Source organism: Vibrio sp. 947 (assembly GCF_033339115.1).
Lineage (GTDB): Bacteria > Pseudomonadota > Gammaproteobacteria > Enterobacterales > Vibrionaceae > Vibrio > Vibrio alginolyticus.
This window is the reverse complement of sequence record NZ_JAWOTX010000008.1, coordinates 102,221-115,558: the sequence shown is the minus strand read 5'-3', so window position 1 is coordinate 115,558 and position 13,338 is coordinate 102,221. Positions and strand designations below refer to the sequence as shown.

At 43.2% G+C, this 13,338-nt stretch carries 18 protein-coding genes and 1 other RNA gene; 17 read left to right on the top strand and 2 right to left on the bottom strand.

The annotated features are described in order from the left end of the window. Window positions 1–193 precede the first annotated feature (193 nt). The 4 genes from R7Q39_RS12425 (at window position 194) to bamE (ending at window position 4,321) form a co-directional block, all read left to right on the top strand. On the top strand, window positions 194–1,384 hold the full coding sequence (locus tag R7Q39_RS12425; RefSeq protein WP_005383752.1) for a DUF3103 domain-containing protein: 1,191 nt from the start codon (window positions 194–196) through the stop codon (window positions 1,382–1,384). A 166-nt stretch (window positions 1,385–1,550) separates the two neighbouring features. Continuing rightward, on the top strand, window positions 1,551–3,215 hold the full coding sequence (gene recN, locus R7Q39_RS12420) for a DNA repair protein RecN (RefSeq protein ID WP_025768877.1): 1,665 nt from the start codon (window positions 1,551–1,553) through the stop codon (window positions 3,213–3,215). Window positions 3,216–3,236: 21 nt separating this feature from the next. Then, the gene (locus R7Q39_RS12415) at window positions 3,237–3,719 is read left to right on the top strand and encodes a GNAT family N-acetyltransferase (RefSeq protein ID WP_025768876.1); all 483 of its coding nucleotides are present in this window, start codon (window positions 3,237–3,239) and stop codon (window positions 3,717–3,719) included. A gap of 242 nt (window positions 3,720–3,961) precedes the next feature. Beyond that, window positions 3,962–4,321 carry an outer membrane protein assembly factor BamE gene (bamE, locus tag R7Q39_RS12410; protein WP_171344840.1) on the top strand — a complete coding sequence of 120 codons (360 nt, stop codon included), beginning with the start codon at window positions 3,962–3,964 and terminating at the stop codon, window positions 4,319–4,321. A gap of 101 nt (window positions 4,322–4,422) precedes the next feature. On the opposite strand, the gene R7Q39_RS12405 is transcribed toward bamE, so the two are convergent. Beyond that, entirely contained in the window at window positions 4,423–4,782 is a 360-nt protein-coding gene (locus tag R7Q39_RS12405; RefSeq protein ID WP_025768875.1) for an RnfH family protein, read from the bottom strand. Then, entirely contained in the window at window positions 4,772–5,215 is a 444-nt protein-coding gene (locus tag R7Q39_RS12400) for an SRPBCC family protein (protein ID WP_005381641.1), read from the bottom strand. Before R7Q39_RS12400 ends, R7Q39_RS12405 begins: the two co-directional genes overlap by 11 nt. A 119-nt stretch (window positions 5,216–5,334) precedes the next feature. On the opposite strand from R7Q39_RS12400, the gene smpB reads away from it, so the two are divergent. The 13 genes from smpB to R7Q39_RS12335 all read left to right on the top strand — a co-directional run bounded on the left by smpB (window position 5,335) and on the right by R7Q39_RS12335 (window position 13,076). Then, on the top strand, window positions 5,335–5,820 hold the full coding sequence (gene smpB / locus R7Q39_RS12395; RefSeq protein WP_005381642.1) for an SsrA-binding protein SmpB: 486 nt from the start codon (window positions 5,335–5,337) through the stop codon (window positions 5,818–5,820). 66 nt (window positions 5,821–5,886) lie between these two features. Continuing rightward, window positions 5,887–6,254, top strand: a transfer-messenger RNA (tmRNA) gene (ssrA, locus tag R7Q39_RS12390). Window positions 6,255–6,430: 176 nt separating this feature from the next. Beyond that, entirely contained in the window at window positions 6,431–7,681 is a 1,251-nt protein-coding gene (locus R7Q39_RS12385; RefSeq protein ID WP_065275053.1) for an integrase domain-containing protein, read from the top strand. Between the two features lie 102 nt (window positions 7,682–7,783). Further along, a complete protein-coding gene (locus tag R7Q39_RS12380) occupies window positions 7,784–8,599 on the top strand; it encodes a hypothetical protein (RefSeq protein WP_065274226.1) in 816 nt (271 codons plus the stop codon). Window positions 8,600–8,716: 117 nt separating this feature from the next. Continuing rightward, window positions 8,717–8,947 (top strand): helix-turn-helix transcriptional regulator, encoded by a 231-nt coding sequence (locus R7Q39_RS12375; RefSeq protein WP_065274225.1) that lies wholly within the window; start codon window positions 8,717–8,719, stop codon window positions 8,945–8,947. After that, window positions 8,947–9,318 (top strand): hypothetical protein, encoded by a 372-nt coding sequence (locus tag R7Q39_RS12370; protein WP_065274224.1) that lies wholly within the window; start codon window positions 8,947–8,949, stop codon window positions 9,316–9,318. Before R7Q39_RS12375 ends, R7Q39_RS12370 begins: the two co-directional genes overlap by 1 nt. Continuing rightward, complete coding sequence (locus R7Q39_RS12365) at window positions 9,315–10,127, top strand: phage regulatory protein/antirepressor Ant (protein ID WP_082240140.1); 813 nt, start codon at window positions 9,315–9,317, stop codon at window positions 10,125–10,127. The genes R7Q39_RS12370 and R7Q39_RS12365 overlap by 4 nt, the downstream gene beginning before the upstream one ends. A gap of 176 nt (window positions 10,128–10,303) precedes the next feature. Beyond that, window positions 10,304–10,702, top strand: coding sequence for a hypothetical protein (locus R7Q39_RS12360; protein ID WP_318076347.1), 399 nt, complete (start codon window positions 10,304–10,306; stop codon window positions 10,700–10,702). Further along, complete coding sequence (locus R7Q39_RS12355; protein WP_065274222.1) at window positions 10,699–11,031, top strand: hypothetical protein; 333 nt, start codon at window positions 10,699–10,701, stop codon at window positions 11,029–11,031. Before R7Q39_RS12360 ends, R7Q39_RS12355 begins: the two co-directional genes overlap by 4 nt. Window positions 11,032–11,042: 11 nt before the next feature. Beyond that, window positions 11,043–11,273 carry a hypothetical protein gene (locus R7Q39_RS12350; RefSeq protein ID WP_065274221.1) on the top strand — a complete coding sequence of 77 codons (231 nt, stop codon included), beginning with the start codon at window positions 11,043–11,045 and terminating at the stop codon, window positions 11,271–11,273. Beyond that, on the top strand, window positions 11,266–11,688 hold the full coding sequence (locus R7Q39_RS12345; RefSeq protein WP_065274220.1) for a hypothetical protein: 423 nt from the start codon (window positions 11,266–11,268) through the stop codon (window positions 11,686–11,688). The genes R7Q39_RS12350 and R7Q39_RS12345 overlap by 8 nt, the downstream gene beginning before the upstream one ends. A 691-nt stretch (window positions 11,689–12,379) precedes the next feature. Next, entirely contained in the window at window positions 12,380–12,640 is a 261-nt protein-coding gene (locus R7Q39_RS12340; RefSeq protein ID WP_318076346.1) for a hypothetical protein, read from the top strand. Between the two features lie 34 nt (window positions 12,641–12,674). Then, window positions 12,675–13,076, top strand: coding sequence for a hypothetical protein (locus R7Q39_RS12335; RefSeq protein ID WP_318076345.1), 402 nt, complete (start codon window positions 12,675–12,677; stop codon window positions 13,074–13,076). Window positions 13,077–13,338: the final 262 nt, after the last annotated feature.

Here is a 13,338-nt window from a genome sequence, read left to right as displayed (position 1 = left end):
AGACAAGAAATAGACACAAAGTAGTGAGGCGACACGATATTTGTCATCATTAAAGAGAAGCTTATAAATTTTGATCCTGTGGGCAAACTTTACACAAAAGATAGAAAAGCAAATTCAATGATCTATGTCCGGTGATATTCTCACCATGAATAGAGTATTAACTCTATTTCATACAATCAATAAAGGACATATTATGAAGAAAACCATCATTCTGTCTGTTCTCAGTACATTAGCACTTATTGGCTGCCAATCAGAGGAAACGCAAGTCAACAGTGTATCCAACGCAAAAGCGGAAGATATCACTAAGACGAAGCGTGCCCTAGCTCAACAATTGAGTGAGAACTATGCTGCCATTGAACCCATGTTGAGAAGAGATATTACTCCGCAACAGACTAACGTGTCTGTATCAGCATTTGTTAAGCAAAACCCTAACTCAGAGTTCAGCCGCCAGCTTGTACAAGCTGACACTCAAATTCGTAGCTGGAAAGGTATTTCTGAATACTCAGATCAGTTGTTAGAAGTTCGCTTGGCAAATGAAGCCATGATAACAGCATGGCAAAGTGGCGAGGTCGAGCCATTATTTGCGTTTGAACCAAGTGGTGATGATGAGAATTGGCAATACATCGAAGCATTTGATGTTTATGGCAACATCCATCAACTCGATGTTTACCAGCTCCCTGAGGTACCTGTACTTGTCGTTGATAACAATAGCTCTGCAGAGCTAAAAGCAGGCTTGCAAGCTATGCAAGCTGAGATGAAAAAACTCGGTCAACCAGCTTTAGTTCAACCATATATTGCTGATGAACAACGCCAAAATACACCGTTATTGTCAAGTAGCGCAGTGGGCGAAGCGGCTCCAATTCAAACCACGCAGTTGAAAAAGATCCGTCTAGCCGATGACAAAGAACCTTGGATCTCTGGCAAGGCAGAAATCTACGCTATCGTAACGGGCGTCAATCCAAGTCGTGATGAACCTACTCTCGATTTGGTGGAGCTTCCATACTTAGACTACGATAACCAAGATTACTATCCAAATCAGATCATTATTCACTGGTCTCGTTACCGCTGGGGTGCGGCAGACATTGTGCTCATGGAGCAAGATGACGGCACAGACTATAAACAATTGGCAAAACTCCTTGTTCAAGTTGCCGAAGAAGTATTGAAAGCGATTCCAGATCCAGAAGTTCAGGCTTACGCGATTATTCCGCAAATCACGAACAAGATCATCGACACTATCCCCGATGGTGTACTCACGAATGATGATGACTTCGTCGACGTTTACTACACTCTAATGCAAGATACTTCATACGTAGATCACCCAGGTGCAGGTGTGAATGCAGTCGTCACACTAGAACCACTAACGATTAACCCAACTCGTCCGTAACCTGTTCAATTTTAATGAGTCGTTGTAATCACATCGGCTCATTTTTCCCACTTCATCACAAAAAAACAGCCTACAAAGAAAATTTTCCTTACCTGACTTTACTGTATAAAGAAACAGTATATACTGTTCTCTTATACAGTATTGTTCAGTTATACAGGTAAATAAAATGCTGGCTCATCTAAGTGTTAATAATTTTGCGATTGTTAAGTCTTTACAACTCGAGCTTTCTAAGGGCATGACCACCATTACAGGTGAAACAGGCGCGGGTAAATCCATTGCTATCGATGCTTTAGGGCTCTGCTTAGGCGGACGAGCCGATGCCGGCATGGTGCGACAAGGTGAAGAGAAAACCGAAGTTAGCGCCGCTTTTTTATTGGACAACAACTTACATGCAACACGTTGGTTAGAAGATAACGATCTGCTAGATGGCAGTGAGTGTATTTTGCGTCGTATTATCACAAAAGAAGGCCGCTCAAGAGCCTTCATTAATGGCAGCCCTGTTCCACTATCACAACTCAAATCTCTAGGGCAGCTACTTATCAATATCCATGGGCAGCACGCTCATCATCAATTGATGAAAAGTGAGCACCAAATGGCCATGCTCGACCAATATGCTGGGCATTTAAACCTACTAAAAAGCACACGAAGTGCTTACCAGCATTGGCGTCAGGCAGACAATAACCTCAAGCAACTAAAAGAAAATAGCCAGCAAAACCAGGCGCAAAAACAATTGCTTGAATACCAAATCAAAGAACTAAATGAGTTATCGCTAGGTGAAGAAGAATTTGCAGAGCTCGAGCAAGAGCACAAACGACTATCCAACAGTGGTGAACTCGCCACTACCTGTCAGCAAGCCATCGAACTTATTTACGAAGGTGAAGAAGTCAATGCGCTTGGTATTTTGCAATCGGCCAATCACTCCCTAATTCAATTAGCCGAATTAGATGAAAAGCTATCTGAGCTACCTAACATGCTGTCAGAAGCAATGATTCAACTTGAAGAAACGAAGAATGAATTACGCAGCTACTTAGATGGCATCGATGTTGATCCAGCTCGTATGGCTTATGTAGAAGAACGTTTTTCTAAAGTGATGTCTGTAGCTCGTAAACACCACGTAATGCCAGAAGAACTCTACCAGCATCATCAAGATCTTCTGGCCCAAGTAGAAGCGTTAGATTGCTCCGATGAACGTTTAGATGAACTTGCTCAAGAAGTAGAACACAAGTACCAAAGCTTTCTAACACAAGCAGAAAAACTGCACAAATCACGCATCCGTTACGCAAAAGAACTGAACAAACTGATCACACAAAGCATGCACGAATTGAGCATGGAGAAAGCAGTATTCAGTATCGAAGTTAGCAATGACAACACGCACCCATCGCCGCTTGGCATGGACAGCGTGTGCTTCTTAGTATCGACCAACCCGGGACAACCATTACAACCTATAGCAAAAGTTGCGTCAGGCGGTGAGCTATCACGCATCTCTCTAGCGATCCAAGTGATCACCGCTCAGAAAGTAGATACACCAAGTTTAATCTTCGATGAAGTGGACGTAGGTATTAGTGGCCCAACAGCTGCCGTAGTGGGCAAAATGCTACGCAAGCTTGGCGAATCTACTCAGGTATTGTGTGTCACTCACCTCCCTCAAGTTGCCGGATGCGGCCATCAACAAATGTTTGTAGCTAAGCAAACCAAAGCAGGCCAAACCGAAACCCAAATGCACGCATTAGATGAACAACAACGTGTGGCAGAATTAGCTCGCTTACTTGGGGGTAGTCAAATAACCGACTCAACGTTGGCAAACGCAAAAGAACTGCTTATCGCCGCTTAATAAATCGACAAGGGATGAGAAATGGATATCAGAGCAATACACAAAACCAACTGCTTAGATCTCATCCCTATTTTTATTGAGTTAGAACATTACTACTTCAAAGAAAAAGCTTCATCAAAACACGATCTGGTCCATTATCTAAAGAACCAAGTTTTCTCTGAACATTCTGGCGTTCATATCATTGCGGTTTACGATAATGATGACGTCGTAGGCTTTGCATCTTATACCGTCATGTTCCCTGCCCCAAAGCTCTCAGGGCAGATGTACTTAAAAGATCTGTTCGTATCTTCGAAGGTTCGAGGAAAAGGGGTTGGTCTCAAGTTAATGAAGTATCTGGCATCTTTGGCGATCAAGTGTGGATGCCAAAGGTTGGACTGGACAGCTGAAAGTAGTAACCCTACCGCAGGTCAGTTTTACCGCTCAATTGGTGCAACACTAATTCATGAAAAAGAGTATTATCGTTTTTCAGGTGATGCATTACGCGAATTCGCCAAAACCGACTAACGAGTCACTAGGCTTGGCTCACAGCTGAAAGCGTCCATCACCCTACTTCCGATTGAAATTTGCTCTTCGTCACCTAACTAATACGTCATGTGGTGACATTTACCGCCTAATATCGGTGAATAAATGCAACTCAACTCAAAATTCGTTGTCAGATTGTCTACCATACGACGCATAGCTTTTTACATCTGCGTCGAGCTTGTTTATTATCAGCGCAGTATTTTAAAGGTTACTAAGAAATTATTATGCAATTAAAGAAGTGGTTAGTTGCCGTACCATTAGCAATGACATTGCTGACAGGATGTTCGGTATTGGAAAGACTGGTTTATCGTATTGATATCAACCAAGGCAACTATGTAGAACAAAGTGCGGTTGATAAATTAAAGTTTGGGATGACTAAAGCACAGGTTCGCTTCGTACTAGGGTCGCCAATGCTTATTGAAAACGGCTACCCAAACACTTGGTACTATATTTATCACCATACTCCTGGTCACGGTGATCCAGTGCAAAAAGACCTGATCGTTAACTTTAACGATCAAGGCACACTCGCAGACATCAGTGGTGACTTTCCAAAAAGTGACGCATTTTACGAGCAAATTCAGTGAACTGACTTTTGCAAAAAAACCTCCCGTTTGGGAGGTTTTTTATTATATAGAAATCACGTTAGTCAAACTTTGAGTAACTCACATGAGCTATTGGGTTTATATTAATCCTGCTTATTTTTACGTACAGAACTAGGCTTGCCACCGGTGACTGGGTCTGCACTCCCCTCGGTTTTAGCCTGCTCCGCCCGCTTACGGCGAATCTCTTTCGGATCGGCGAGTAACGGACGATAAATCTCTATTCGGTCTCGATCTCGAACGGTCGCATCCAACTTCACGTTACGACTAAACACACCCACTTTGTTCTTGGACAAATCAATTTCAGGGTACAACTCCAATACACCGGATTGTCGAATGATCTCTTCTACCGTTGCGTGATTATTTACCACTAAGTTAAATACACGCTGTTCATGAGGAAGAGCATAGACAACCTCAACGTGAATCATATCTGACTCAATACTCATAACATTCGTAGACCTGTTTTGCGCGTTTAGTAAATGCATTTACCATATTACTAGTAAGCTCGTTAAAAATCTTACCGAAGGCCATCTCAATCATTTTACTTGAGAATTCAAACTCAAGCTTTAGTTCAACCTTGCAAGCTTGCTCATCTAGCGCGGTAAAAATCCAACCACCACGCAACGTCTTAAACGGACCATCCACTAAGTTCATCATAATTGCCTGACCGGGGATCAACTCATTTGAAGTCGTAAACGTTTTGCTGATTCCAGCCTTCGCCACATCGACAGAAGCCACCATACCATTCCCCGAAGACTCAATGATTCTAGAGCCCGAGCAACCAGGCAGAAATTCAGGGTATTTAGCAACATCATTAACCAGATTGAACATCTGTTCGGCGCTAAAAGACACAAGCGCAGAACGGCTGACTTGCTTCATACATACTCCTATCGATACATGTACAGATTTAAAGCTACTCGCCAATTTTACTTTTATTCCACGATTGCGCAAATAAAAGGATTTCCTATCCGATATCCAACCCGTATAATGACGCTATTATGGCAAAGAAAAAAACGAAACAAAAAGCGGGTAGCAATACTATCGCGCTGAATAAAAAAGCTCGCCACGAGTATTTCATCGATGATGAAATCGAAGCTGGCTTGGAGCTCCAAGGTTGGGAAGTGAAAGCCCTTCGCCAAGGTAAAGCCAATATTTCTGAAAGTTACGTATTTATGCGTGACGGTGAAGCCTTTGTGAGTGGCATGACAATCACTCCTTTAAATCAGGCATCGACACACGTTGTGGCGAACCCTACACGTGTGCGTAAACTACTAATGAGTCGTCGTGAGCTGGATAACCTATTCGGACGTGTAAACCGTGAAGGTATGACATTAACGGCCCTCTCACTGTACTGGTCTCGCTCTTGGGTGAAACTAAAAATTGGCGTAGCAAAAGGTAAAAAGCTGCACGATAAACGTACGGATCTAAAAGAAAAAGACTGGGCAAGAGAAAAAGCACGCGTAATGAAGAGCGCACTGCGTTAATCTTGACCACTTAAACGCATAGTACTGGACAGCCAATGCTTTTCTGTTACTATGCGAATATTACCTGGGGCTGATTTAGGATTCGACGGGAATTCAGAAGTCTGAGGTGCATGCCGAGGTGCGGTAGGCCTCGTTAACAAACCGCAAAAAAATAGTCGCAAACGACGAAAACTACGCACTAGCAGCTTAATAACCTGCTAAGAGCTCTCTCGCCCTAGCTTCCGCACGTAAGACGGGGAATAACGAGGGATCAAACCCAAACGCGCTAGCCCGGATTCTCCCGCCTGAGAGATGAACGGCGAATTTTAATTCAGGCTAGTCATTCATTAGCGTGTCGGTTCGCAGGTGGGTGGCGAAATTAAAGATCGACTAAGCATGTAGTACCAATGATGAACGGTTTTCGGACGCGGGTTCAACTCCCGCCAGCTCCACCAATCATAAAAATCAAGACGTCTCAGGACGTCTTTTTTTATGCCCCAAGCCTAGTATTTTCAAGGCGTTACAGGTACACAAGGTTTCAAGAGGTATTGCTACAGCTCAGATTTTTAGTATTATTCTTAGTATTACCACTCTCGGTAGTACTACTCTGGTAATACTAAAAGGCGTCAATATGGCTAGAACCGTTCAACCACTTACCAACACGCAAGTAAAGCAAGCCAAACCCAAAGATAAGGTTTATGACCTTTCAGACGGTGGCGGCTTACAGCTACGAATCAAACCCAACGGCTCCAAATTGTGGAACTTCTTTTATCCGCGTCCTATAACGAAAAAGAGAAACACCATTAGCTTTGGTAGTTTTCCAGAGGTAACACTTGCTCAAGCTAGAGAACTACGAAAAGAAGCGCGCGCCCTACTTGCTCAAGGCATTGATCCAAAGACCTATCGAGAAGAAGTTCAAGCGGCCAAGCTAGAAGAAGAAACGAACACCCTAGCCAACGTAGCCGCGCAATGGTTTGAGAAGAAAAAGAAAGGTGTCACTCAAGCACACGGTGAGGATATTTGGCGTTCTCTCGAATTACACGCATTCCCCACGCTAGGGCAATTCCCGATTAGTAGTATTACCGCACCTAAAGCAATAGCCGCGCTCAAGCCACTTGAAGCAAGCCAAAAACTCGACACCTTAAAGCGAGTCAATCAACGCCTAAATGAAATTATGGATTTTGCCGTTAATACTGGCCTTGTTCACTCTAACCCACTAACAGGCATCAAAGCAGCATTCGACAAACCAGTCAAAACGAACAATCCCCACATTAGACCCGAGCAGTTGCCAGAACTACTAGCAGACATAGCCAAGGCTAACGCTAGAAAGGTAACAAAGCTTTTAATTACATGGCAGCTTCACACCATGACGCGCCCTAATGAGGCAGCCGGAACACGGTGGGATGAAATAGATCTAGATAGCCGAACGTGGTTGATACCCAAAGAGCGCATGAAAGGAAGAATGGATTTGCGCAGAGAACACCGCATACCTATCACTGACCAGATGATCAGTATTTTGGAAGAAATGCGCCCTATCAGCAGTAATAGCCCGTTTGTCTTTCCAGCCGATCGCAATCACCACAAGTCAGCCAATGAGCAAACGGCCAACAATGCGTTAAAGAGTATGGGTTACCAAGGCAAACAAACGGCTCACGGATTGCGCGGCCTAGCCTCAACCACACTACACGATAACGGCTTTGAACATATCGTCATTGAGGCATGCCTAGCCCACAGGGAGAAAAACTCAGTATCAGCCGCTTATAACCACAGTGACTACTTCGAGCGAAGAAAGCCGATTATGAGCTGGTGGAGCGAACACATAGAACAGGCTAGTTATGGGAACTTGAGCCTCACTGGTACGCGCGCACTAAAGGCAGTGTAAACAAGAATTCAGATCATGCGCTGGCTAGGGTAGCTCCCGAACGTCGTCACTCTAACGGCTACCAGCGCCCCCTTTTAGAGTCACATTGAGAGAGTGTGAGTTATGGCGAAGAAGCCTCAACCCTTAGCCCTAGAAACCAAACTACCTTACATAGAGTATTGTACGCTTGAGCAAGCCGCCGAACTTCTCAGTGCTCCGTTGTGGATGATAGATCACTACATTGAAATAGGTGCTGTTCATCCTGTAGTTCAGCTAAATAGACGGGTGGATAGTGAAAACATCACAACTATAGACGCGAATGGTCACGTTGCTGTCCCAGACGCTAATACACTAGAGAAAGCTAATGAATGTAGATATAGCAAGATAAGAAGTATCGGTGACGGTGAATATTTGTTGTCGGGTCTCTGGAAGATAATAAACCTCGTGATAATTAAGGACATTTTGTCTTGTAGAGAGCCTGGGCAACGGGCTGTTGGTTTATCGAGCTTAGTCCGTTTCTCTCCGGTAGATGTAAAAGGAGAGGTCTTTGTATCAAATCTTTGTACCTATACAGTATTTGATGACCAGATAACAAGAAGCGATTTACTTCTTTTAAGGGATGACTTGCTAGCTATTGAGGGAGCCATAGAAAAGCATCAACCAATTAGCAACATTTACAACGATAAGAAATTATCCAAGGAACATACAAAACAACTAGCAGCAAACCAAGCTGGTGCCGTTCGCACCACACCAAAACAAAGCGATCTTATTGTCGCATTGATCCTCTCTCATCCGAAGTTAGGTAAAGAAGTCCTAAAAGAACCTTTTGCAGCATGGGAAAAGATAAACACGCAGTTTTCGAGTGACGCCATCAAATTCAACGAAAATATAACGAAAGAATCAGTAGGAAGGTGGATTAACGCTAGCTCTAAAGCATGACCTTATTTTCATTGAAAATAAGAAAAAAACTCCTTATTTTCAACCGCTACCATTATAAATTTTATTTAATAGCCCCGAAGTTCACAAAGAATCAAGAAGAAATAAAAGGGGCTAACCATGTCACATCACCACAATGACCACCCAACTAAAAACCAAGTCCGATTTATCCGACTATCCGAAGTACTGAATAGAACCGGATTATCCAAGGCTCACGTATACCGCTTGATGAATGATGGCGAGTTTCCGCAGACGGTTAGCTTGGGCTTACGTGCTGTTGCTTGGCTTGAATCAGAAGTTAACCAATGGATTGAACAGAAACTTACTCAGCGCAACGAGGTGGTCAGCTAATGGATATCAACGAGAACGGGAGCAAGCGAGTACTAATCCTCGTCAATCCAACACCTAGCGCTGGTGGGCATACAAGACCGGCTAAATCATTCCTCAGTGAGCAAAGCGCACTAGATTATGCCTTAGAGGGTGATGCACTTCTCTATGTGTTCGAAGACTCGACAGTATACCCGATGGTTCGAGGTGCAAGGTCTGGGGCTGGATGGGGGCGGTCTATGGCTGAATCTTTCCTTTATTCAGGGCTGGAACTGGAAAAGGGTGAGGTCATTGATATGTGCTTTCACGAAGATAAACAAACAAGCATTGGGTTTGTTAATGTGCTGGTGGATTACGTTATTGAATGTCGTAAAGAACAGGAAGCGGGGCTATGAAAAAAGAAAACGCCCAGCAAGGGGCGCAATCCGTTTCAGTTTCCGATAACGAGTATAGCACTATCCACCCGATAGCCAATGCTGGTGAACCTATAGCTATGAGCAGTAGAGAGGTAGCAGCACTAACTAGTAAGCGTCATGCTGATGTAATGAGAGATGTTAGGGTAATGCTTGATGAGCTTGAAAAAGATGTACGCAATTTTGCTCACATCTATTTTGATGCTCAGAACCGAGAGCAAACCGAATATAGGCTAGATAAAGACCTAACCTTAACTTTGGTTTCTGGTTACAGCATCAAGCTACGTCACGCGATTATTCAAAGGTTAGATGAGCTAGAAAGAGCATCACAGCCCCGAATGCCACGCACCAGAACGGAGGCTATCGAGATGATGCTAGAGCAAAGCCGAATGTTAGACCACCAGCAAGCCTATATTGAAGAGACTAAGCATGATGTTGAGTTTGCTAAGGCTGTGAGTTCGTCTAAGGACGGGAAGAAGCTAGAGGAGTTTGCAAAGGTTGTAGGTATCGGCAGAAACAAGTTATTTGCCTATTTGCGAAAGGCTAAAATCCTCCAAACAGACAACGTTAGAGAGCACAGTGATACTCATAATGTACCTTATCAGCGCTATCTCGATGCTAAGTACTTCACTGTTAGCCGTAAAGCATACCAAAGCTCATCAGGTAGACATCGAGGCCACACAACTCTAATTACTGGCAAGGGTGAGTTATGGCTAACTAAGCAGCTCATTAAAGATGAACTGTTGCCAGCACCAGCACAAAAGCCACCAGCACACGCCCACCAGCTTTAGGACTAAATAGAATGAAAACTACAGTGTATGCGGTAAATCCGCAGGGGTTCGGCTTGCCTAAAGAAAACCATAGCGGTATATTCGTTCGCACTAAAGCAAAATCTTTAGTCGGGATTGGTCTCCCGCAATATTACTCGGCGCATAGACGCCAGCTCACTATTAGTGCTGGTTTTTTTATGCGTACAATCTGCACACATTTTTGTAATTCCTTAGGGAAGTTGCATCTAAATTATGGTGGGCTGGTTGAGGGCGCTTCGGCGCGCCGTTTCCGAGTATGCGGTAAGACCAACCTTGATCAGTCCACCACCAGCCGATTGGTCTCTGCTTGTGGTGGTTATATCAAACCATACTCGGAGGCTGTCATTATGACTACTACCCCTACCCAAGCTGTAACCTCAGCAATGATCTACACATTTATTGTCGCTGGTGGCGTTCGTGCGCTATCTGACTTTAAGCGCATCCGTACTATTTCAACCCACGCTAAAAGCGAACAGGAAGCCCGTCACGCCCTTTTAGGCTTGCCGCTGGTGTTTGTGTCTCGTACTCCCTCAAATGCTCAGGAGGTGGCTGCATGAGTCCACAAGAAAAGGATAATCAGGTACTGGCTCTGGAAATGGCTTGTAGCGTTATCGAGTGCGCCTACGATGCTCTGTGTCTTCAACGGGAAAGTGTACAAGATGATCTGTGTTGGGCTTTAAAAAGCCTGTACGAATCCTTAGTAGATATTGACTGTCCTTGCGCCCAAAAAATAGCTGGCCTTGCGAATATTGTTTCAGAGAACATAAGCTCTGGCGCGAAATTTAAACACAATGATCTACTTAACATCCTTACTTTCATGTTGAATGTTGCTCAAAAGTCTCTAGAGAAACCTGAACAACAGCCAACGCTCCTACACCAGCGATAGGAGCACATTTGATGACAAATACAGCATTGAAACTGAACGCTCTAATTAATCATGAATACTCTGTGTCATTGACGATTGAAGAGTTGGCGCGTCAGACGTGCATGCCTGCAACCGAGATAGAGGCGGCAATCAAAGTTCTTGAGGATAGAAATCTTGTAACCGTGGTTAAGCTCCCTTTGTCGGAACCTCGCTACATTATTGATATTAAGGGCATTAAAAATCAGGGAATGCGAAATGGCTAAAGATCGCAAAAACAGGGGGCGGTTTGCTGGCATTCCTGTGTTTGTTATGGAGTCTAGCGCCTATGTGACATTACCACCCTTGGCTAAGTGTTTGTTGTATGAACTTGCCGCACAGTACAACGGGAAAAACAACGGCTATTTGAGTCTGACTAGAGCAGATTTAAAGGATAGAGGCTACCCCTCTACAAATTCAAATACAAAGGCAATAAACATATTAGTTCAAGCTGGGCTTATCACGCAGACTCGCAACGGTGGGGTAGCTAAAGGTAGGCGAATTTGTAATCTGTTTGCTTTGAACTGGCAGCCAATAGACGAAAGGATTGATAAGTCTCTTGAGCGCGGTTTTCCGTTTAATGGTAGTTTTCAATTGTGGCTAGAAGATATGAGTAAACAGGTTAAAATCTTAGCTCGCTAAAAAATCAGGCGTATTGATTTAATACACGGTAGTCCTATTTACGGTATTGATTTAATACACGGTAGATCTCCAACGGTATTGATTTGATACACGGAAGGAAAAAGTCAGTTTAACTAGAAGCCCCGTCCCATATAGGTTTGGGGCTTTTTTATGGAAGTTGTTAAATATATGTACCGTGTATTGATTTAATACACCTTTATATATAACCATACCTATAAAATAAAAATTATGGCTTACGTATGCGCGCGGGTCATTTTCGGATTAAACGCTTTTTCAGTTTTGTAGGTAAATCACCATACTTCAGAGCTAAGGCGATGCCGAAGAGATTATATGAGCCATTGGCAAGTACGTGAAAGACAGCCATAACTATCGGAAGACAATATAGCCTGAACGAAAATGGGTCACTTTAACGCTATCCAGAACGATGTGAAGACTAACGCTTGATTGGTTTTATACTAATTTTGTTTTATATTGACGCTAAATAGTCGAGGAAAAAACAATAAAGTTTGATCACAACAACTACAATCACATAGCCAGCGCATTTAACGCTGGCTTATTTTTGCCCCGAAATGAGTTAGCTCGCTTTGCTATCACACTTCAATAACCTTTAATTTGACCAAATTTCTCTCATTTATGTAACATAATTTATGTATATAGCGATTCGCTCTTGGACTCAGTTTATAGGGATACTATGAGTTTAAAAATAACCACACAAAAAGTTGATACATGGAAGAAACGTATTCAAAAAGATGGCATCAGAGGTTCAACATACCTTTGTCAACAAGGTGGAAAAGTCTGGGTTTCTGCATCGGTAGACCACCAAGCTGTCTGTCTTAAAGTTTTGGGCAAAGACTCTGGAACAAGTTCTCTGGATAGTTACTTGCGATGGGATGATGTTAGTTCAACCGACCTAGTTGAGTTGCTATTTCAAATAGAATTGACGAAGTCATAAGTCGAAGCTCAGGTTTATCTAGCAGAGGCGCGTTATGAAAAGAGTAAAAAATGCAAGATACCCATATTTTCTAAAGCAAAATGAGTCTCTGATTAGTCGTAACACCAAGTGCTTGTTTTTCAACTTGTGGGATACGATGACAGGAAATCGGGACTACATCGGATTGGATTATGACGATTATCGGCGAAGATGGTTTAATCAAGTTAACCATAGAGGCTATTTGATTAAGTCGCTCGGGCCATTCCTAGAGCACGGTAGAGTGCAAGACGCACTAGACACGTTGGCTCAGTCAGATGACTTCACTGTATCTAGTGATGATATTTATCTAGTGTGGAAAAATGTTTCTGAAACGATCGATGATATTTGCCCATATAACGTCAAGCATCCGTTAGTTGAGGTAGAGCGAGAGCTGGCCAGAGCGCATAATTCAAGATGAATTCTGTAGCCAAGTAGAAATTAGTCCTTACTAATTTAGGGGGAACCTGTACCTCACTTTTACTGTCCAGAGTCTTCTCTGTGGGCACCTTTCTGAATCAAAAATGCCCCGTTTTGCGTTACGGAAAGCAAACCTCTTCAGCCTCATTTCAAAAGTTTTCGATAGATTTACTAATGCTAAATGCGACGTATATAGGAATATACGTTTTGTCATTTTTCCTGCTTTTGGGTAGCTCAAATTTGAAGATACGCTGATTAAATCA